Origin of the sequence: Streptomyces sp. TRM64462, assembly GCF_013362995.1 — a bacterium.
Lineage (GTDB): Bacteria > Actinomycetota > Actinomycetes > Streptomycetales > Streptomycetaceae > Streptomyces.
In genome coordinates this window covers 21437-40125 of sequence record NZ_JABWDV010000189.1, presented here as the reverse complement: position 1 = coordinate 40125, position 18689 = coordinate 21437, and the positions used below count along the sequence as shown (strand labels likewise).

The following is an 18689-nucleotide window of genomic DNA, read 5'->3' as shown; positions in this document are numbered from 1 at the left end:
TACTCACCCTCTCGGGCTTTCCTCCGGGCGCTTCCCTTCGGTGTTTCCAACCTTACCAGATCCCTTTTCCGTTCCGTTTCCGGTTCGGAGTTCGTTTCCGGTGGCCGTTGGAGGGCCTTTGCCTTTCGGCGCTCCGCTACTTTAGCTGATTTCCCTCGCGGGTCATAATCGGGCTCCGGAAGATATTCCGGCATGCCGAAAGTGACCCCGTTCGGGGGAAGATCGCTTGGTAGTGGGTTGGCCGCCCCCGGAGTTGCTGATACAGCGTGCCCCGGCTCTTGCGGCTCGGTCGAGATTAGGCGGTCGGGTGCCCAGAGTCAAGTCCTGCGTTTGCGGGGGGTGTGGGCGCGGTAGGGGCTGACGGTCGGGTCGCTGTCGATCCAGAAGCGCCAGGGGTGGACGGCTCCGTCTCCTCCTACTCCCGTGCGGGGGCCGCTGCGGACCTGGCCGGGTGGGACCGGGGTGCCGGTGAGGACGGACAGCGGGGACTCGGGGCCGTCGCAGGCGTCGGTGCCGTCCAGGGTGCGGTCGACGTCGAGGGCGGTGGCGAGGCGGGCCGGGCCCATGGCCAGTTCCCGGTCGTGCCGGGCCGAGGCGCGGCGGTGGCGGGCCAGGTCGTGGCCGGTGCGGATCTCGCCGGCGCGGAGGAGGACACCGCTCGCGGTGCCCTCGGGGCCGCACACCAGGTTCAGGCAGTGCCACATGCCGTACGTGAAGTAGACGTAGGCGTGTCCGGGCGGGCCGAACATCACGGCGTTTCTCGCGGTGCGGCCCCGGTAGGCGTGGGAGCCTGGGTCGGCCTCGCCCGCGTACGCCTCGACCTCCGTGAGTCGGAGTTCGATGGGGCCGTCGTCCGTCATCCGTACCAGGGTGCGGCCCAGCAGGTCGGGGGCGACCTCCAGTACGGGGCGGTCGAAGAAGTCCCGGGGGAGCGGCGTACGGTCGGGGCTCTCGATCATGTTGAACGAGCGTACTGGGGCGGGGCGTGGAACCGGCTACGGTCGTCCGCGCGTACGCGTAGGTGAGCTGACACCGACAAGGAGTGGATATGGGGTTCAAGAAGCTGCTCGCGAGCCTGGGTGCGGGTGGTGCGAACGTCGAGACGGTGCTGACCGAGGCGAATGTGGTGCCCGGTGGTGTCGTGCAGGGCGAGGTGCGCATCGAGGGCGGGAGCGTCGACCAGGACATCCAGGGGCTGTCGATCGGGCTGCAGGCGCGGGTCGAGGTCGAGGGCGGCGACCAGGAGGTGAAGCAGGACATCGAGTTCACGAAGGTGCAGCTCGGTGGGGCGTTCACGGTGCAGGCCGGGGCGGTGCACGTGGTGCCGTTCGGGCTGGAGATTCCGTGGGAGACGCCGGTGACGTCGATCGCGGGGCAGCAGCTGCACGGGATGAACATCGGGGTGACGACCGAGCTGGCGATCGCCCGGGCGGTCGACTCGACGGACCTGGACCCGATCAATGTGCATCCGCTGCCGGCGCAGCAGGCGATCCTGGACGCGTTCCTGCAGCTCGGCTTCCGTTTCAAGAACGCCGACATGGAGCGGGGGCACATCCGGGGGACGCGGCAGCGGCTGCCCTTCTACCAGGAGATCGAGTTCCTGCCGCCGCAGCAGTACCGGGGTCTGAACCAGGTCGAGCTGTCGTTCGTGGCCGACGACCGTGAGATGGACGTCGTGCTGGAGATGGACAAGAAGGGCGGGCTGTTCAGCGAGGGCAGCGACTCGTACCGCTCGTTCGTCGTGCAGCACGGGAACTTCCAGGGGACGGACTGGGCGGCGTATCTGAACCAGTGGCTCGCCGATGTCGGCGGGCGCCGCAACTGGCTCTAGGCTCGGGTGGATCGAGGATCAGAGCGAATCGGAGGTTCTGACGTGGCCGAGGCGAAGAGGGCTCCGCTCCCCCATGACTTCCACCCGCCGGTGCCGTCGTTCACGGTGGTGAGCGACGACATCGAGCCGGGCGGTGTGCTGGCGGACGCGCAGGTCCACGCCGGGGGGAACACCTCGCCGCAGCTGCGGTGGGAGGGGTTCCCGGCGGAGACGAAGAGTTTCGCCGTGACGTGTTTCGATCCGGACGCGCCGACGGGCAGCGGCTTCTGGCACTGGGTGCTGTTCGACATCCCGGCTTCGGTGACGGAGCTGCCGGCCGGTGCGGGGAGCGGGAAGTTCGAGGGGCTCCCCGAGGGTGCGGTGCATGCACGGAGCGACTACGGGTCGAAGGAGTTCGGTGGTGCGGCGCCGCCGCCGGGGGACGGTTCGCACCGGTATGTGTTCACCGTGTACGCGGTGGACCAGGAGAAGCTGGGGCCCGACGCGGACGCTTCGCCGGCGGTCGTCGGGTTCAATCTGCGTTTCCACACGCTGGCGCGTGCGCAGCTGATCGGTGAGTACGAGGCGCCCACGGAGAGCTGAGAGTTCGCCTTCTGTTCGCCCGTCCCTGGTCTGGGAGAGACCGGGGGCGGGCATTAATGCGTTGTCCTGCCTCGTGTGCACGGCCAGAGTTGAGCCAAGCCCGCCAGGGGGTGGGCGGCACACGGGAGGTGGGCACTGATGCGGGACACGCTGGTACTGAACGCGAGCTTCGAGCCGTTGTCGACGGTGACGCTGAACCGTGCGGTGGTGCTCGTGCTGCAGGACAAGGCCGTCGTCGAGCAGGCGCATCCGGGGCTTCGGGTGCGGGGGGCCTCGGTCGACATACCGGTGCCGCGTGTCATCAGGTTGTGCAGGTACGTCCGGGTTCCGTTCCGAAGACACGCGCCGTGGTCGCGGAGGGGTGTGCTGGTGCGGGACCAGCACCGGTGCGCGTACTGCGGTGGGCGCGCCACGACGGTGGACCATGTGGTGCCGCGGTCGCAGGGTGGTGCGGACAGCTGGCTGAACACGGTGGCTTCGTGTGCCGAGGACAATCACCGTAAGGCGGATCGTACGCCGGATGAGGCGGGGATGCCGTTGCTGCGGGAGCCGTTCGTACCGAGCCCGGCGGATGCGATGCTGCTGGCGTTGCGGGCCGGTGCGCGGGGCGAGTTGCCGGAGTGGCTGGGGCCTCGGGCGGCCTGAGCGACTGTGGAGTGGTGGAGCCCGCTCTCGACGTGGTCGTCGGGGGCGGGCTCCTTCGTGTCATCGGGTGGCGAGCTGCAGGACGGCGGCGCTGCCGACGGCGACGATGAAGGCGCGGAGTACGGGGGCGGGGAGGCGGCGGCCGATGCGGGCGCCGAGCTGGCCGCCGATGGTGGAGCCGACGGCGATGAGGGCGACGGCGGTCCAGTCGAAGTGGGCGGCGAAGACGAAGAACAGGGCGGCGACGGTGTTGACGACGGCCGCGAGGACGTTCTTGACGGCGTTGAGGCGCTGCAGGTCGTCGTGGAGCAGGATGCCCATGAGGGAGAGATAGATGATCCCCTGGGCGGCGGTGAAGTAGCCGCCGTAGACGCTGGCGAGGAGGAGTCCGACGAAGAGGAGCGGGCCGCCGTCGGGGGCCGTGGCCGGGTCGGTGCCGGGGTTCTTGGCCGCCGCTTGTTCGCGGTGGCGCTGGACGGCCCGGGTGATGCGGGGCTGGAGGACGACGAGGACGAGGGCCAGCGTGACGAGGACGGGGACGATCGTCTCGAACGCGGTGGCGGGCAGGCGGGTGAGGAGGAAGGCGCCGCAGAGGGCGCCGGCCGCGGAGCCGATGCTGAGGCGGATGATGCGGCGGCGCTGTCCGGCGAGTTCGGCGCGGTAGCCGATGGCTCCGCTGATGGAGCCGGGGATGAGGCCGAGGGCGTTGGAGACGGTGGCGGTGACCGGTGGGAGGCCCGCCGCGAGGAGGACGGGGAACGTGATGAGCGTTCCCGATCCGACGATGGCGTTGATGGTGCCCGCTCCTATGCCGGCCGCGAAGACGGCGAGCATCTCCCAGATGGTCACTGTGCCCCCGTACAGGATCGGTGGTTGATGAACCGAATCATGCACGAGGGCGTGACGGCTCAGTCGACCGGGGGTTCCTCGCGGCGCTGTTCCTTGCCGCCGGTGTTGAAGCCGGGGGCGCCGTTGCCGAGGTTGCCGAAGGCGCCGGAGAGGCCTTTGAGGGCGTCGCCGATCTCGCTGGGCACGATCCAGAGCTTGTTGGCGTCGCCTTCGGCGATCTTCGGGAGCATCTGGAGGTACTGGTAGGAGAGCAGCTTCTGGTCGGGGTCGCCGGCGTGGATGGCCTCGAAGACCGTACGAACGGCCTGGGCCTCGCCCTCGGCGCGGAGGGCGGCGGCGCGGGCCTCGCCCTCGGCGCGGAGGATGGCGGACTGCTTCTCGCCCTCGGCGGTGAGGATCTGGGACTGGCGGATGCCTTCGGCGGTGAGGATGGCGGCGCGCTTGTCGCGGTCGGCGCGCATCTGCTTCTCCATCGAGTCCTGGATGGAGGTGGGGGGCTCGATGGCCTTGAGTTCGACGCGGTTGACGCGGATGCCCCACTTGCCGGTGGCCTCGTCGAGGACGCCGCGGAGGGCGGCGTTGATCTCCTCGCGGGAGGTGAGGGTCCGTTCGAGGTCCATGCCGCCGATGATGTTGCGGAGGGTGGTGACGGTGAGCTGCTCGATCGCCTGGATGTAGCTGGCGACTTCGTAGGTGGCGGCCCGGGCGTCGGTGACCTGGTAGTAGATGACGGTGTCGATGTTGACGACCAGGTTGTCCTGGGTGATCACCGGCTGGGGCGGGAAGGGGACGACCTGTTCGCGGAGGTCGATGCGGTTGCGGATGGTGTCGATGAACGGGACGACGATGTTGAGGCCCGCGTTGAGGGTGCGGGTGTAGCGGCCGAAGCGCTCGACGATGGCGGCGCTGGCCTGTGGGATGACCTGGATCGTTTTGATCAGGGCGATGAAGACAAGCACCACCAGAATGACCAGAACGATGATGACTGATGGCATCGTGCTCCCCGTGCCCTTCGCTGCCGGTTGATGTCGATGATCGATTTTTCCAGACGGCGGGCCGCTCTGTGTGGTTGTTTCACATGACTACGGCGGTGGCCCCGTCGATCTCGACGACGTCCACCTGTTGGCCCGGTTCGAAGACCTGGTCGGGGGCGTAGGTACGGGCGGACCAGACCTCACCGGCGAGCTTGATCCGTCCGCCGTTGCCGTCGACCCGTTCCAGGACGGTCGCTTGACGGCCTTTCAGCGCGTCGACTCCGCTGGCGTGTTGGGGTTGTCCCGCGCGGTGCCGGGCCGCGATGGGGCGGACCACGGCGAGGAGTGCCACGGATACGACGACGAAGACGACCACTTGGGCGACCACGCCGAAGCCGAGGGCCGCGGTGACGGCGCCTGCGACCGCTCCGACGGCGAACATTCCGAATTCCGGCATCGCGGTGAGGACGAGGGGGATGCCCAGCCCCACCGCTCCGATCAGCCACCAGACCCATGCGTCGATGTCCACGTCGTCATGGTAGGACCGTGGGCGCGGCGGGGACAGGGCGCGCGCGTCAGGACAGGGGCAGGCCCTGGGCGGTGTAGCGGTCGCCGACCTTGTCGACGACGAGGGGCAGGCCGAAGCAGTGGGAGAGGTTGCGGGAGGTCAGTTCGGTCTCGACGGGGCCTGCCGCGAGGACCTTGCCCTGACGGATCATCAGGACGTGGGTGAAGCCCGGGGGGATCTCCTCGACATGGTGGGTGACCATGACCATGGAGGGCGCGTACGGGTCGGCGGCGAGGCGGCCGAGGCGGCGGACGAGGTCCTCGCGGCCGCCGAGGTCGAGGCCGGCGGCGGGCTCGTCGAGGAGGAGCAGCTCAGGGTCGGTCATGAGGGCGCGGGCGATGAGGGTGCGCTTGCGCTCTCCCTCGGAGAGGGTGCCGAACCTGCGGTCGAGGAAGTCGCTCATGCCGAGGCGGTCGAGGAAGGCGCGGGCGCGCTCCTCGTCGACGGCGTCGTAGTCCTCCTGCCAGGTGGCGGTCATGCCGTACGCGGCGGTGAGGACGGTCTCCAGGACGGTCTGGCGCTTGGGGAGCTTCTCGGCCATGGCGATGCCGGCCATGCTGACGCGGGGGCGGAGTTCGAAGACGTCGACCCGGCCGAGCTGCTCGCCGAGGATCTGGGCGGTGCCCCGGGTGGGGAAGAGGTAGGTGGAGGCGACGTTGAGGAGAGTGGTCTTGCCGGCTCCGTTGGGGCCGAGGATCACCCAGCGTTCGCCTTCCTTGACCGACCAGGAGACCTCGTCCACCAGAGCGCGTCCGTCGCGGACCACGGATACGTCCACCAGCTCCAGTACATCGCTCATGAGCGCGTTGTCTCCCCTTGCGGTCGAGTCTTCGTCGTAGCCTGCGCTGAGGGCGCGGGTTCCCAGGGGAAAACCTACGCCACGGGCGGAGGGGCCAGTACCTAGGGTGGGGGGCATGCTTTCGGAACCACGTTCAGGACGGTTGGCCGCTTGGGGTAACGCCCTGCTGGCCGGGTTGGTGTCGCCGGACGAGGCGGTGGTCGCGATCGTCGGGGACGACGCGGTGCACCGTGTGGAGGGGCTGCCGGGTGAGGCGGGCCCGGTCGGGCTGACGTTGGCGCTGGGGCGGCTGCGGGCGCTGGGCGTCGCGGGGTGGCGGGTGGCGCTGCCGGCGCCGGGGCATCCGCTGGGGCTGAGCGGTCCGCCGGAGTTCAACGCGCGGGCGCTGGAGGCGGAGGAGGCCGTCGTCGGGTACGGGGCGGGGTTCGGGCTCGTGCCGGAGGTGACGGAGGCGGGGCCCGCGGGGGATCTGCACGTGGAGGTGGTGTGGCACTGTCTGCCGGTGCGGGAGGCGCCGCCGGCGGATGTGCCGTCGCTGGGTGAGGCGGAGCGGGAGCTGGCGGAGGCGTTGCGGGAGGCCACGGTGGTGCTGACGCGGCTGAACGTGGCCGGGTCCGGGCCGGCGGCCGAGGCGGCGCTGGACGCGTACCGGGCGCGGGCGCACGCGGGGCGTGAGGTGCTGGCGCCGGGGTATCCGCCGCGGGCGGCGCGGGTGCTGGAGCTGGCGCAGCGGGTGGGGCTGCTGGTCTCACTGGCGTACGAGCGGGGGCACGGGGGTGCGGTGAGCGCGTCGGAGATGACGGCGCGGGCGGCGGTGCTCCGGCCGGTGGAGCGGGTGGCGCGGCGGGCGCAGGTGGCGGCGTTCAACGCGTATGTGGAGGAGAAGGAGCGGGAGAAGCCCTGATACCCCGGGGCGGCCGGCGGCTTCCGTGGCGCGGACCGGCCTCCCTGGTGCGGCCTGCGGCTTCTGGGGGTGCGCTCGCGGCGCCCGTGGTGCGGCCCGCGAGCTTCCGGGGCGGCTCGGGCTGCGGCTGGGCGGACGGGATCGGGGCTGTGGGGAAAGGGGGCGGCCCCCCAGATGGGATCTGGGGGGCCGGGAGTTCGCGCGCTGAGCCGTCAGTGGTTGACGGCGTGGTTGCCGAAGGCCGGGTTCAGGGCGCCGATCACCGTGGCGGTGTTGCCGCTGACGTTCACCGGCACGTGGACCGGGGCCTGGATCAGGTTGCCGGAGCCCACGCCCGGGGACTTGACGGCGGCACCGTCGGCGTGCGCGCCGCCGGTGGCGGACGCGACACCCGCGGCGGCGGCGACGAGCCCACCGGCGACCATGGTGACAGCAGCGGCCTTCTTCAGGTTCTTCACTGGAAAATTCCTCCTAGCCATCGCTGCGGCCATCACCGCAGCACGCCATGGAGAACGGCCGGGCGCCGCTCAGGTTGCGCCGGACGGGTGACATACACACGACGGTATGAATCTTTGATGGGAGGACAACCTTCTCGTCCGTTGTCTGTCTTATGTCGTCATGCCGTGGCGGACGGCCCACAGGGCCGCCTGGGTGCGGTCCGCGAGGTCCAGCTTCATCAGGATGTTCGACACGTGGGTCTTGACGGTCTTCTCGGAGAGGACGAGGGCGCGGGCGATCTCGCGGTTGGAGCGGCCGTCGGCGATGAGACCGAGGACCTCGCGCTCCCGTTCGGTGAGGGTGCCGCTGCGGCCTCCCGAGCCGCCGTTCCCGTCCTCCTGGGAGAGGAGCGCGCCCGCCACCTCGGGCTGGAGGAGGACGTGGCCCGCGTGTACGGACCGGATGGCGCCGGCCAGGGCGCCGGGGTCGATGTCCTTGTAGACGTATCCGGCGGCGCCGGCCCGGAGCGCGGGGACCACGGTGCGCTGCTCGGTGAAGCTGGTGACGACGAGGACCTTGGCCGGGTTGCCGAGGTCGCGGAGCTTGCGGAGGGCCTCGATGCCGTCGGTGCCGGGCATCTTCACGTCCATGAGGACGACGTCGGGGCGGAGCTCCTCGGCGCGGGCGACGCCTTCCGCGCCGTCGGCGGCCTCGCCGACGACCTCGATGTCGTCCTGCACCTCGAGGAAGGTGCGCAGGCCGCGGCGGACGACCTGGTGGTCGTCGACGAGCAGGACCCGGATTCTCTTGTCAGCCACCGGGGACCTCCATCTCGATCGTGGTGCCCTGGCCGGGCGCCGAGTGCACGGTGAGCTTTCCGCCGACGCCGCTCGCCCGGTCCCGCATGGAGACGAGGCCGAGGTGGCGGCCGGCCCGGCGGACGGCGCGCGGGTCGAAGCCCGTGCCGTCGTCGGTGACGGTGAGGAGCGCGCCCTGGCCGCGCCGGGCGAGGCGGACGGCGACCTCGTGGGCGCCGGAGTGGCGCAGGGCGTTGTGCAGGGCCTCCTGGGCGACCCGGAGGACGGCCTCCTCCTGGGCGGCGGGGAGGGCGCGTATGCCACAGCCGTCGAAGGTCACGCGGGCGGTGTGGGCCCGGTCGAGTACCTGGACGTGTGTACGGAGGGTGTGGACGAGGCCGTCCTCGTCGAGGGCCGCGGGGCGGAGCTCGACGACGGCGGCGCGCAGTTCGTCGGCGGCCTCGGCGGCGAGGGCGGCGACCTGGTGGAGCTCGCCCTTGGCCCGGGCGGGGTCGCGGTCGACGAGCGCGGCGGCCGCCTGGGCGGTGAGGCGGAGCGAGAAGAGCTTCTGGCTGACGGCGTCGTGCAGCTCGTGGGCGAGGCGGGAGCGCTCCTCGGCGATGGTGAGCTCGCGGCTGCGCTCGTAGAGCCGGGCGTTGGTGAGGGCGATCGCGGCGTGCTGGGCGAGGATGCCGAGCAGTTCCTCGTCCTCGGCGGTGAAGCCGCAGCCGCCGCCGGGGGCGGGGCAGCGCTTGTTGGCGAGGAAGAGGGCCGCGATGGTCTCGTCGCCGTCGCGGACGGGGAGGCCCAGGAAGTCGGACATGTCGGGGTGGGTGGCGGGCCAGCCCTCGAAGCGGGGGTCGTCGCGGACGTCGGCGAGGCGCTCCGGCTTCTCGTTGTGGAGCATCGCCGCGAGGATGCCGTGCTGGCGGGGCAGTGGGCCGATGGCCTTCCACTGCTCGTCGCTGACACCGTCGACCACGAACTGGGCGAAGCCGCCGTGGTCGTCCGGGACGCCGAGGGCGGCGTACTCGGCGTCGAGCAGCTCGCGGGCGGACGCGACGATCGTCTTGAGGACGTCGCGGACCTCCAGCTGTCGGCTCATCTCCAGCAGGGCCGTGCTCACCGCGGCGAGCCCTGAGCGTGGTCGATCGGTCATGCGTTCACGTTACCGAGCAGGGGTGACCCTCCGTATCCGCCTGTGGACGGCCGTGGCCGGGCCGGGGGACCTAGGTCCCGGGCACCACAGGGGACACGCAGGGGACATCTCGGACAGGCCGGACACCTCGCCACTTACCGTGCGCATTGCTTCAGCAACTCCTGGTGAGACTGTTACACGGTCGATGTGAGCCCGCGCATAGGACCCAGATCACTTACGAACACGCCTAGTGGACCGCGTAAGGACGGGATCAATGCTGGTGGGGCGGGTGCGTCGGGCGTCGGATGACGCTCGCGGGCAGCCGCTGATCCACTATCCGGGGTCGTACGTCACACCTTTGCCACGGGATTTTGCGCCCGCTAAGAATTGCAGCCGTCGCCCGCCGAGAAAGGCGCAGCGCCGCCACGGCGTGCGACTTCCGCTATTCGAAGAGGTACGACTGCATGTCCCCGTCCAGCATCCCTGGTCTCAGCCGTCTCAAGAAGAACCACAAGCTGTCGCTTGCCGGTGTGGCCGCCGTCAGCGCCGCCGCCCTCTCCCTCACCCTCGTCCCGGGCAACACCGCCGAGGCCGAGGTCAAGGAGGTCGCCGCCGCTCCCGCCGCCGCCACCTGGAACGGTTACAAGACCGCGGAGCTTCAGGCGAGCGTCGCCGGGCAGCAGTCCGCCTTCGAGCTGAAGGCCGCCGCCGACGCCAAGGCGAAGGCCAAGGCCGCTGCCGCCGCCAAGGCCAAGGCGGAGGCCGCCGCCAAGGCGAAGGCCCAGGCCGAGGCGAAGAAGCGCGCCGCCGAGAAGGCCGCCGCGAGCCGCGCCGCCGCCCGCAAGCCGGTGTACCCGAACAACCTCGACGGCTGGATCCGCGAGGCGCTCGACATCATGAAGAAGCACAACATCCCGGGCACCTACGAGGGCATCCACCGCAACATCATGCGGGAGTCCAGCGGTAACCCGAACGCGATCAACAACTGGGACATCAACGCGCGTAACGGCGTCCCGTCGATCGGTCTGCTCCAGGTCATCAAGCCGACCTTCGACGCCTACCACGTCCCCGGCACCAAGAAGAGCCAGTGGGACCCGGTCGCCAACATCGTCGCCGCCTGCAACTACGCGGCCGACCGCTACGGCTCCATGGACAACGTCAACAGCGCCTACTGAGCCGCGCTGCGCCGAACGCCGAAGGGCGGCACCCGAGTGAGGGGGTGCCGCCCTTCGGCGTGTGCGTGGCCCGCGCGTGCCGCGTGCGGGGCCGTCGTGCCGTTACTTGCGCATGACCTCGGGCTCGTGGCGGCGCAGCAGTCGTGCCACGACGACGCCCAGGGCCACGGCCATGACCAGGAGCACGGAGATGTTGACGCCCCACTGGCCGGCGCTGTGCTCCCACAGCGGGTCCAGGTCGGTCGGGTTCTTGTGGTCCCACGGCGGCATCAGGTGCGCCAGGTCGAGGGTCGTGCCCGCGCCGGCGATGGCCCAGCGGGAGGGCATGAGCCAGGCGAACTGCTCCAGGCCGGGCGATCCGTACACCTTGAACAGGATGCCGGTGAAGACGACCTGGACGATCGCGAACATCACCAGCAGCGGCATGGTCTTCTCGGCCGTCTTCACGAGGGACGAGATGACCAGGCCGACCATCATCGAGGTGAAGCCGAGCGCGATGACGACGACGCACAGCTCGACGGCCGGCGGCATGAGCAGGCCCTCGGCGGGCAGGTCGCGCGGGATGAAGCCGATGGCGCAGATGATGACGCCCTGGAACGCGGTGATGACACCGAGGACGATCACCTTGGACATCAGATAGGCCGAGCGGGACAGGCCGGTGGCGCGTTCCCGTTCGTAGATGACCCGTTCCTTGATCAGCTCTCGTACGGAGTTGGCCGCGCCCGAGAAGCACATGCCGACCGCGAGGATCAGCATGATCGTGCCGGCGTCGCCGTTGAACCGGGACGGCGGTGTGGGCGGGGCCAGGCCGAAGTCGGCCGGGATGACGACGGAGACCGCGCCGAGCACCGCCGGGAGGATCACCATGAGGGCGAGGAAGCCCCGGTCGGAGGCGATCACCGAGACGTAGCGGCGGATCAGCGTCCACAGCTGGGCGCCCCAGCTCTGCGGCTTGGGCGGTCTGGCGGCGGACTGCACCGGCATCTGGACCGGCTGGGCGGCGACGGCGTCGATGTCCGCCGCGTACAGCTGGTAGTGCTGCGAGCCCTTCCAGCGGCCGGCCCAGTCGTAGTCACGGTAGTTCTCGAACGCCGAGAAGACGTCCGCCCACGTCTCGTAGCCGAAGAAGTTGAGCGCCTCCTCCGGCGGGCCGAAGTAGGCGACGGAGCCGCCGGGCGCCATCACGAGCAGCTTGTCGCAGAGGCCGAGCTCGGCCACGGAGTGCGTGACGACCAGGACCGTGCGGCCGTCGTCGGCGAGGCCGCGCAGCAGCTGCATGACGTCGCGGTCCATGCCCGGGTCGAGACCGGAGGTCGGCTCGTCCAGGAAGATCAGGGACGGCTTGGTCAGCAGCTCCAGGGCGACGGAGACGCGCTTGCGCTGGCCGCCGGAGAGGGAGGTGACCTTCTTCTCCCGGTGGATGTCCAGCTTGAGCTCGCGCAGGACCTCGTCGATACGGGCCTCGCGCTCGGCCTCGGCGGTGTCGCCGGGGAAGCGGAGCTTGGCCGCGTAGCGGAGGGCCTTCTGGACGGTCAGCTCCTTGTGCAGGATGTCGTCCTGCGGGACCAGACCGATGCGCTGGCGCAGCTCGGCGAACTGCTTGTAGAGGCTGCGGTTGTCGTAGAGGACGTCGCCCTGGTCGGCCGGGCGGTAGCCGGTGAGCGCCTTGAGCAGCGTCGACTTTCCGGAACCGGACGGGCCGATGACACCGATCAGCGACTTCTCCGGGACGCCGAAGCTGACGTCCTTGAGGATCTGCTTGCCGCCGTCGACGGTGACGGTGAGGTGGCGGGCCGAGAAGGAGACCTCACCGGTGTCGACGAACTCCTCAAGGCGGTCGCCGACGATCCGGAACGTCGAGTGACCGACACCCACGATGTCGTTCGGGCCGATGAGGACGGTGCTGGACTTGGCGATCGGCTGGCCGTTGACGTACGTGCCGTTGTGCGAGCCGAGGTCGCGCATCTCGAAGCGGCCGTCGGGGTGCGCGGTGAACTCGGCGTGGTGGCGGGAGACCTGGAGGTCGGAGACGACCAGTTCGTTCTCCAGCGCACGACCGATGCGCATGACGCGGCCGAGGGCCAGCTGGTGGAAGGTGGTGGGGCTGCGGTCGCCGCCGTACGCGGGGGAGGCCGGGCCCGCGCCTGCCGCGCCCGCACCGGCGGCGGGTGGCTGCTGGTGCGGGATGTGCGCCTGGGGCTGCGGCGGCTGCTGGTGCTGCTGCTGGTGCTGCTGCTGCTTCTGCCAGCCGTCCTGGGCGTGCTGCTGGTGCTGCTGTTGGGGGGCGGGGGCCTGCGCCTGGTGCTGGCTGGGCCAGGCCTGCTGCTGGGCCTGCGCGGCGGGGGCGTTGTACGCGCCCGCGCCGGCTGCGGCGCCGGCAGCCGCGGCGGCACCTGCCGCTCCCGCCGTGAAGCCGAGCCGCGGGCCGTCGGTGGCGTTGCCGAGGTTGACCGCGACGCCGGGGCCGATCTCCAGCTGGTGGATCCGCTGGCCCTGCACATAGGTGCCGTTGGTGGAGCCGTGGTCTTCGATGACCCAACTCCGGCCGCCCCAGCTGATCGTGGCGTGCCGCCACGACACCCTGGCGTCGTCGATCACCACGTCGCCCTGCGGGTCCCGCCCGAGGGTGTACGACCTGGACGGATCGAGAGCCCAGGTCCTTCCGTTCAATTCCAGTACGAGTTCCGGCACTCCATGCCCCACGTAGTTGTCCCCCGATGCACTTCCGTCGCTGTCGCGCGGAGTCTAGGGATGGCGAACATCGAGGAGGAACTATTTCAGGACCGGGTCCGGATCCGAAAGTCGGGCGGTGTGAAGACAGCGCGCAGGCCCGCGCCGGGCCGGTGGGGAGCACCTGTCGGCGGAGGCGAAACACCCCCGGAGCGTGGTAAGCGCCCATGAGTCCGGAGGATCTTGGAGGAATGGGGCAGCGTGGTGGTGATCTGGGGGGTCTGATGGGGATACGGAGGCGAGGGCGGTGCCGTCGGCGCGCGGGTGCCGGGCCGGATGTGATCCTGGCCTCGCCGGCGGCGTCCGGGCGAGCCGTGGCGGGAGCGGCGGGCGGGGGCAGCGGGTGGCGGGGGGCGGAGCGCACCGTGCCGTCCCGGGTCGTATACAGGTGTCCGCAGGGCGGGACGGGGGCGGAGTCCTTCCGGTGGGGCCGATACGGTGGAGGGACCATGAGCGCATCACAGACCTCAGACGTTCGCACCCTTCTCGTCAAGATCTTCGGGAAGGACCGTCCCGGGATCACCGCCGGGCTGTTCGACACCCTCGCCGCGTTCGCCGTCGATGTCGTCGACATCGAGCAGGTCGTCACCCGCGGCCGTATCGTCCTGTGCGCGCTCGTCACCGAGCCGACCGTCAGCACGGAAGGCGAGCTGCGGGCCACCGTGCACAGCTGGGCCGAGTCGCTGAAGCTCCAGGCGGAGATCATCTCCGGTACCGGCGACAACCGGCCCCGCGGTCATGGCCGGTCCCACGTGACCGTGCTGGGGCACCCGCTGACGGCCGAGAACACGGCGGCCATAGCGGCCACCATCACCCGGACGGGCGGCAACATCGACCGGGTCTTCCGCCTCGCCAAGTATCCGGTGACGGCTGTCGAGTTCGCCGTGTCCGGTACGGAGACCGAGCCCCTGCGGACCGCGCTGGCGACCGAGGCGCACGAGATCGGCGTCGACGTGGCCGTCGTCTCGGCCGGGCTGCACCGGCGGGCGCAGCGGCTGGTCGTCATGGACGTCGACTCGACGCTCATCCAGGACGAGGTGATCGAGCTGTTCGCCGCCCACGCGGGCTGCGAGGACAAGGTCGCGGAGATCACGGCGGCGGCGATGCGCGGCGAGCTGGACTTCGAGCAGTCGCTCCACGCGCGCGTGGCGCTGCTCGCGGGGCTCGACGAGTCGGTCGTCGAGAAGGTACGCGCCGATGTGCGGCTCACGCCGGGTGCCCGGACCCTGATCCGTACGCTGAAGCGGCTCGGCTACCAGGTCGGTGTGGTGTCCGGCGGCTTCACGCAGGTCACGGACGACCTCAAGGAACGGCTCGGTCTGGACTTCGCCTCCGCCAACACGCTGGAGGTGGTGGACGGCAAGCTGACCGGGCGGGTGACCGGGGAGGTCGTGGACCGGGCCGGCAAGGCGCGGCTGCTGCGCCGGTTCGCGGCGGAGGCGGGCGTACCGCTCGCCCAGACCGTGGCCATCGGGGACGGCGCGAACGACCTCGACATGCTCAACACCGCCGGTCTCGGCGTCGCCTTCAACGCCAAGCCGGTGGTGCGGCAGGCGGCGGACACCGCCGTCAACGTGCCGTTCCTGGACACCGTCCTCTACCTCCTGGGCATCACCCGCGAAGAGGTCGAGGCCGCGGACGCCGGGTAGGGACGCGACCTCCACGCGAGCGAGGAAAGGGCCCGGACACGGTCGGCGGGCTGCGACCGTGTCCGGGCCCTTCCGCGTGCGGCGAGGGGTTCCTACTCGTGCGGCGCCCAGTACGCGACCAGCCGGCCCACGCCGTGCTCCACCGACTTCCAGGAGCCGTTGAACTGGACGACCGCCAGCGCGGAGGTCGGGAAGCCGCCCCGGTTCATGCGGGCGAGGAGGTCGCCGTCGGCCTCGCCGGACAGGGCGTCCGCCAGGGCGTGGACTCCGGGGTTGTGGCCGACGAGCAGGAGGGTGCCGACGTCGTCCGAGGTCTCGTTGAGCACCGCGATGAGTTCGCCGAGCGACGCTTCGTAGATGCGCTCGTCGTACACCGTCCTGGGCCGCTGGGGCAGCTCCGGGACGGCCAGTTTCCAGGTCTCCCGGGTCCGGACGGCGGTCGAGCACAGGGTCAGATCGGGGATGAGGCCGGCTCCCGCGAGCCAGCGGCCGGCCATGGGGGCGTCCTTGCGGCCCCGTTCGGCGAGCGGGCGCTCATGGTCGGACTCCTGGGACCATTCGGCCTTCGCATGCCGGAGTAGCACGATCCTGCGAGGTGTATCGACGCTCATGTCCCCAGCTTCCCATGAAAAGGACCTTGGGGCGCAGGGTGTTGGGCGCTCGGGAGCTGGACGCGTGAGGCCGCCCCGCGCGGCAGGCCCTAGCGGGTCAGGGTGTGCTGGATCTGTTCGAGGACGCGGCCGACGGCGGGTTCTCCCCCGGTGGCGCGGGCGGCGTCGGCGGGGCCGGCGAGCAGGACGAAGAGCGCGGCGAACGCGGCCACGGGGAGGGCGAGTGCCCACCAGGGCAGCCGTACGTCGACGCCCGTGGCGCGGGCCGTACCGGCCGTACCGGCCGTACGGGTCGTGGGTGTGGTGCGGGCCGGCATGGCCGCCTCCGTCGTCGTCGCGGGTCCGTGGTGCGTGATGTGTCCACGCTACGGATCACCCGGCCGCGGCCCCATCCGGTGAACCACCGACTTGACCCGGAGGTCCTCCCCCTAGGGGGAGGCGACGGAGGCCACGATGCCGATGAGCACGCCGATCGCGAGCATGGCGCCGAGGACGACGAGGAGCTTCTTCTGGCCGTTCTGGGGGTTCGGGTCGAGCACAGGCATGCGCCCAGTCTCGCACCTACGCCTCGTCCTCGATCGTCCGGTCCCGCCCCGCCAGGACACCGGCCACCATCTGCGGCACGACGAGGCCCGCCATCAGGGCCAGCGGAACGTTCCAGCCGCCGCTGTGCTGGTAGAGGGCGCCGACCAGGATGGGGCCGGGGATCGAGATGAGGTAGCCGACGCTCTGCGCGAAGGCGGAGAGGCGCACGACGCCGGTGCCGGACCGGGCCCGCATGCCGATCATGGTGAGGGCGAGCGGGAAGGCGCAGTTGGCGACGCCGAGCAGCAGCGCCCACGCCCAGGCGCCGGCGGCCGGGGCGGTGAGCAGCCCGGCGTATCCGGCGAGGCCGCACAGGCCGAGGACGACGACGATGGGCCCCTGCTGCCGCATCCGGCCGGCCACGCGCGGGATGACGAAGGCGAGCGGGACGCCCATGACCATGGTGACGGCCAGCAGCACTCCGGCGGTGCCCGCCGGGACGCCGGCGTCGCGGAAGATCTGCGGCAGCCAGCCCATCGTGATGTACGCGCCGGTGGCCTGGAGCCCGAAGAAGCAGGCGAGCGCCCACGCGGTGCGGCTGCGGACGATCCGCGGCGCACCGTTCGCCGCGCTCTCCCCCGCCGTCGCGGTATCGGGCGCCGGTGCGGTGCCGTCGCGGTCCCGTACGACGGGGATCCACGGCACGACGGCGAGCAGCGCGAGGACCGCCCACACGCCGAGGCCCGTGCGCCAGTCGCCGCCCAGGGCGGAGGTCATCGGGACGGTGACGGCGGCCGCGAGGGAGGTGCCGAGGGCCAGCGCCATCGAGTAGAGGCCGGTCATGGTGCCGACGCGGTCCGGGAAGTACCGCTTGACGATGACGGGCATCAGGACGTTGCTGAGCGCGATGCCCATGAGGGCGAGGGCGCTGGCGGCGAGGAAGGCGGCCGTGCCGCCCGCGAACGGGCGGATCAGCAGGCCGGCCGCGATGGCCGCCGTGCCGGCGCAGACGACGGTGGCGGCGCCGAAGCGGCGGGCGAGGCGGGGTGCGGTGAGCCCGAAGACGGCGAAGCACAGCGGCGGTACGGAGGTGAGGACGCCGGCGACGCTGCCGCTCATGTGCAGCCCGGTGCGGACCTCTTCGAGGAGGGCGCCGAGGCTGGTGATGGCGGGGCGGAGGTTCAGCGCGGTGAGGACGAGTCCGACGATCAGGAGACGCGTGAGCCACACGCCCAGAGGCGGGGCCGCGGCCCCCTGGGCGGGGGTGGCGGTCGCCGCTTCGGCGGCAGGGGGCTTGGTGAGGGTGCGGGTCTGGGGCTCGTCGGACATGGAAGCCATCATAGAATCATGGGATGATTGGTTGTCCAATCCTGAATGAACCGGACAAGGAGAGGCATGGCGCTCAGCTCACCCCGCCGCTCGGCACTCGCCGACCAGGTGATCGCGCAGCTGCGGAACCAGATCACCTCGGGCGAGTGGCCGGTCGGCTCGCGCATCCCCACCGAGCCGGAGCTGGTGGAGCAGCTGGGTGTCGCCCGCAACACCGTCCGTGAGGCGGTGCGCGCCCTGGCGCACAACGGCCTGCTGGACATCCGGCAGGGCTCCGGCACGTACGTCGTGGCGACCAGCGAGCTGGCCGGCGTGATGCACCGGCGCTTCGCGGACGCCGACCCGCGGCATGTCGCCGAGCTGCGCTCGACGCTGGAGTCGTCGGCCGCCCGGCTCGCCGCCGAGCGCCGCACGGAGCGGGACGTGCAGCAGCTCGACGCCCTGCTGGCGCGGCGCGAGGAGGCGTGGGCGACGGGGGACGCGGAGCGGTTCGTGACGGCGGACTCGTCGTTCCATCTGGCGGTGGTGGCCGCCTCGCACAACGAGGTGCTGACGGAGCTGTACGCGGACCTCGCGGACCTGCTGCGCGACTGGCTCCGCGATGACGTGGGCCGGGAGCTGCGCCCCGAGAACCACATGGACCACGGGCGGCTGGTGGAGGCGATCCGCGGAGGCGACGGGGACACGGCGGCCGCGGAGGCGGCCGGCTATCCGTTCATGTGCCTGCGGAGTCCGGCACGGCCTGGTGAGTGATCCAGGCGGTCCGGACCTCCTTCCAGCAGCGTTCGGTGAGCTCGACGTACGCGGTGGGCGGTATCTCGACGGGTGCGCTGTCGACGTCGATGTCCCACCAGCGGGCGCACTCGACGTGCAGTTGGACGCGATCGGTGCGGGGATAGGGGTTGTGGCAGTACGCGACGACGCGTGAGCCCTCGACCGCCGTGCGGCACGAGGCGCCGTCGTCCTGCTGCCGCTCGCCGGCCACGGCGGAGCCCGCCAGAAGCAGCGGGCCCAGGACCGACGCGACGGCGAGGTGTCTCGTACGGGCACGGAGCGTCGTACGAGCAGGGAGCTTCGTACGGGCACGGAGCACGGCCACACCTCCTCCCCGGGCACCCGGCGGCGGGCGCCGCCCGGCCCGACCA

The 18689-nt window shown here is 71.1% G+C and carries 21 protein-coding genes; 7 read left to right on the top strand and 14 right to left on the bottom strand.

The window, feature by feature from the left end; all coding sequences use genetic code 11:
• Positions 1–317: 317 nt before the first annotated feature.
• Complete coding sequence (locus tag HTZ82_RS08815) at positions 318–959, bottom strand: DNA-3-methyladenine glycosylase (RefSeq protein WP_175408746.1); 642 nt, start codon at positions 957–959, stop codon at positions 318–320.
• 89 nt (positions 960–1048) lie between these two features.
• Here HTZ82_RS08815 and HTZ82_RS08810 point away from each other — a divergent pair, with 89 nt between their 5' ends.
• The 3 genes from HTZ82_RS08810 (at position 1049) to HTZ82_RS08800 (ending at position 3058) form a co-directional block, all read left to right on the top strand.
• Entirely contained in the window at positions 1049–1831 is a 783-nt protein-coding gene (locus HTZ82_RS08810; RefSeq protein WP_175408745.1) for a sporulation protein, read from the top strand.
• A gap of 42 nt (positions 1832–1873) precedes the next feature.
• Positions 1874–2413 (top strand): YbhB/YbcL family Raf kinase inhibitor-like protein, encoded by a 540-nt coding sequence (locus HTZ82_RS08805; protein ID WP_175408744.1) that lies wholly within the window; start codon positions 1874–1876, stop codon positions 2411–2413.
• 138 nt (positions 2414–2551) lie between these two features.
• Positions 2552–3058: an HNH endonuclease gene (locus tag HTZ82_RS08800; RefSeq protein WP_175408743.1), complete on the top strand. Its 507-nt coding sequence runs from the start codon at positions 2552–2554 to the stop codon at positions 3056–3058.
• A gap of 60 nt (positions 3059–3118) precedes the next feature.
• Here the strand turns inward: HTZ82_RS08800 and HTZ82_RS08795 are convergent, their stop codons facing one another.
• The 4 genes from HTZ82_RS08795 to HTZ82_RS08780 all read right to left on the bottom strand — a co-directional run bounded on the left by HTZ82_RS08795 (position 3119) and on the right by HTZ82_RS08780 (position 6248).
• Positions 3119–3907, bottom strand: a complete 789-nt coding sequence (locus tag HTZ82_RS08795) for a sulfite exporter TauE/SafE family protein (protein WP_175408742.1) — start codon at positions 3905–3907, stop codon at positions 3119–3121.
• 59 nt (positions 3908–3966) lie between these two features.
• Complete coding sequence (locus tag HTZ82_RS08790) at positions 3967–4902, bottom strand: SPFH domain-containing protein (protein ID WP_175408741.1); 936 nt, start codon at positions 4900–4902, stop codon at positions 3967–3969.
• 79 nt (positions 4903–4981) lie between these two features.
• Positions 4982–5410, bottom strand: a complete 429-nt coding sequence (locus tag HTZ82_RS08785; protein WP_175408740.1) for an NfeD family protein — start codon at positions 5408–5410, stop codon at positions 4982–4984.
• A 46-nt stretch (positions 5411–5456) separates the two neighbouring features.
• Positions 5457–6248, bottom strand: a complete 792-nt coding sequence (locus HTZ82_RS08780) for an ABC transporter ATP-binding protein (RefSeq protein ID WP_175408739.1) — start codon at positions 6246–6248, stop codon at positions 5457–5459.
• A 115-nt stretch (positions 6249–6363) separates the two neighbouring features.
• Between HTZ82_RS08780 and HTZ82_RS08775 the strand changes: the two genes are divergently transcribed.
• Positions 6364–7152: a hypothetical protein gene (locus HTZ82_RS08775; RefSeq protein WP_175408738.1), complete on the top strand. Its 789-nt coding sequence runs from the start codon at positions 6364–6366 to the stop codon at positions 7150–7152.
• A gap of 212 nt (positions 7153–7364) precedes the next feature.
• Here the strand turns inward: HTZ82_RS08775 and HTZ82_RS08770 are convergent, their stop codons facing one another.
• From HTZ82_RS08770 to HTZ82_RS08760, 3 genes are all read right to left on the bottom strand, one after another.
• Positions 7365–7610: a chaplin gene (locus HTZ82_RS08770; RefSeq protein WP_175408737.1), complete on the bottom strand. Its 246-nt coding sequence runs from the start codon at positions 7608–7610 to the stop codon at positions 7365–7367.
• 150 nt (positions 7611–7760) lie between these two features.
• Entirely contained in the window at positions 7761–8408 is a 648-nt protein-coding gene (locus HTZ82_RS08765) for a response regulator transcription factor (protein WP_175408736.1), read from the bottom strand.
• Entirely contained in the window at positions 8401–9546 is a 1146-nt protein-coding gene (locus HTZ82_RS08760; protein WP_175408735.1) for a GAF domain-containing sensor histidine kinase, read from the bottom strand. Before HTZ82_RS08760 ends, HTZ82_RS08765 begins: the two co-directional genes overlap by 8 nt.
• A 443-nt stretch (positions 9547–9989) precedes the next feature.
• On the opposite strand from HTZ82_RS08760, the gene HTZ82_RS08755 reads away from it, so the two are divergent.
• Positions 9990–10700 carry a transglycosylase SLT domain-containing protein gene (locus tag HTZ82_RS08755; RefSeq protein ID WP_175408734.1) on the top strand — a complete coding sequence of 237 codons (711 nt, stop codon included), beginning with the start codon at positions 9990–9992 and terminating at the stop codon, positions 10698–10700.
• A 102-nt stretch (positions 10701–10802) separates the two neighbouring features.
• On the opposite strand, the gene HTZ82_RS08750 is transcribed toward HTZ82_RS08755, so the two are convergent.
• Entirely contained in the window at positions 10803–13391 is a 2589-nt protein-coding gene (locus HTZ82_RS08750; protein ID WP_175408733.1) for an FHA domain-containing protein, read from the bottom strand.
• 488 nt (positions 13392–13879) lie between these two features.
• On the opposite strand from HTZ82_RS08750, the gene serB reads away from it, so the two are divergent.
• Positions 13880–15079, top strand: a complete 1200-nt coding sequence (serB, locus tag HTZ82_RS08745; RefSeq protein WP_175408732.1) for a phosphoserine phosphatase SerB — start codon at positions 13880–13882, stop codon at positions 15077–15079.
• Between the two features lie 92 nt (positions 15080–15171).
• On the opposite strand, the gene HTZ82_RS08740 is transcribed toward serB, so the two are convergent.
• The 4 genes from HTZ82_RS08740 to HTZ82_RS08730 form a co-directional block, all read right to left on the bottom strand.
• Positions 15172–15690, bottom strand: coding sequence for a histidine phosphatase family protein (locus HTZ82_RS08740; RefSeq protein WP_175408731.1), 519 nt, complete (start codon positions 15688–15690; stop codon positions 15172–15174).
• Positions 15691–15779: 89 nt separating this feature from the next.
• The gene (locus HTZ82_RS08735; RefSeq protein ID WP_175408730.1) at positions 15780–16007 is read right to left on the bottom strand and encodes a hypothetical protein; all 228 of its coding nucleotides are present in this window, start codon (positions 16005–16007) and stop codon (positions 15780–15782) included.
• 111 nt (positions 16008–16118) lie between these two features.
• Positions 16119–16235, bottom strand: coding sequence for an SGM_5486 family transporter-associated protein (locus tag HTZ82_RS32095; protein WP_254711728.1), 117 nt, complete (start codon positions 16233–16235; stop codon positions 16119–16121).
• Between the two features lie 16 nt (positions 16236–16251).
• The gene (locus HTZ82_RS08730) at positions 16252–17544 is read right to left on the bottom strand and encodes an MFS transporter (RefSeq protein ID WP_175408729.1); all 1293 of its coding nucleotides are present in this window, start codon (positions 17542–17544) and stop codon (positions 16252–16254) included.
• A gap of 66 nt (positions 17545–17610) precedes the next feature.
• Here HTZ82_RS08730 and HTZ82_RS08725 point away from each other — a divergent pair, with 66 nt between their 5' ends.
• Complete coding sequence (locus HTZ82_RS08725; RefSeq protein WP_175408728.1) at positions 17611–18297, top strand: FadR/GntR family transcriptional regulator; 687 nt, start codon at positions 17611–17613, stop codon at positions 18295–18297.
• On the opposite strand, the gene HTZ82_RS08720 is transcribed toward HTZ82_RS08725, so the two are convergent.
• Positions 18260–18637, bottom strand: coding sequence for a hypothetical protein (locus HTZ82_RS08720; RefSeq protein WP_175408748.1), 378 nt, complete (start codon positions 18635–18637; stop codon positions 18260–18262). The two genes, HTZ82_RS08725 and HTZ82_RS08720, sit on opposite strands and share 38 nt — an antisense overlap.
• Positions 18638–18689: the final 52 nt, after the last annotated feature.

Bases quoted from the DNA above. Each gene is read 5' to 3' on its own strand.
- HTZ82_RS08725 (WP_175408728.1), top strand. From the start codon at position 17,611: ATGGCGCTCAGCTCACCCCGCCGCTCGGCACTCGCCGACCAGGTGATC.
- HTZ82_RS08775 (WP_175408738.1), top strand. From the start codon at position 6,364: ATGCTTTCGGAACCACGTTCAGGACGGTTGGCCGCTTGGGGTAACGCC.
- HTZ82_RS08760 (WP_175408735.1), bottom strand. From the start codon at position 9,546: ATGACCGATCGACCACGCTCAGGGCTCGCCGCGGTGAGCACGGCCCTG.
- HTZ82_RS08780 (WP_175408739.1), bottom strand. From the start codon at position 6,248: ATGAGCGATGTACTGGAGCTGGTGGACGTATCCGTGGTCCGCGACGGA.
- HTZ82_RS08730 (WP_175408729.1), bottom strand. From the start codon at position 17,544: ATGTCCGACGAGCCCCAGACCCGCACCCTCACCAAGCCCCCTGCCGCC.
- HTZ82_RS08755 (WP_175408734.1), top strand. From the start codon at position 9,990: ATGTCCCCGTCCAGCATCCCTGGTCTCAGCCGTCTCAAGAAGAACCAC.
- HTZ82_RS08740 (WP_175408731.1), bottom strand. From the start codon at position 15,690: ATGAGCGTCGATACACCTCGCAGGATCGTGCTACTCCGGCATGCGAAG.
- HTZ82_RS08800 (WP_175408743.1), top strand. From the start codon at position 2,552: ATGCGGGACACGCTGGTACTGAACGCGAGCTTCGAGCCGTTGTCGACG.
- serB (WP_175408732.1), top strand. From the start codon at position 13,880: ATGAGCGCATCACAGACCTCAGACGTTCGCACCCTTCTCGTCAAGATC.
- HTZ82_RS08735 (WP_175408730.1), bottom strand. From the start codon at position 16,007: ATGCCGGCCCGCACCACACCCACGACCCGTACGGCCGGTACGGCCGGT.
- HTZ82_RS32095 (WP_254711728.1), bottom strand. From the start codon at position 16,235: ATGCCTGTGCTCGACCCGAACCCCCAGAACGGCCAGAAGAAGCTCCTC.
- HTZ82_RS08790 (WP_175408741.1), bottom strand. From the start codon at position 4,902: ATGCCATCAGTCATCATCGTTCTGGTCATTCTGGTGGTGCTTGTCTTC.
- HTZ82_RS08810 (WP_175408745.1), top strand. From the start codon at position 1,049: ATGGGGTTCAAGAAGCTGCTCGCGAGCCTGGGTGCGGGTGGTGCGAAC.
- HTZ82_RS08815 (WP_175408746.1), bottom strand. From the start codon at position 959: ATGATCGAGAGCCCCGACCGTACGCCGCTCCCCCGGGACTTCTTCGAC.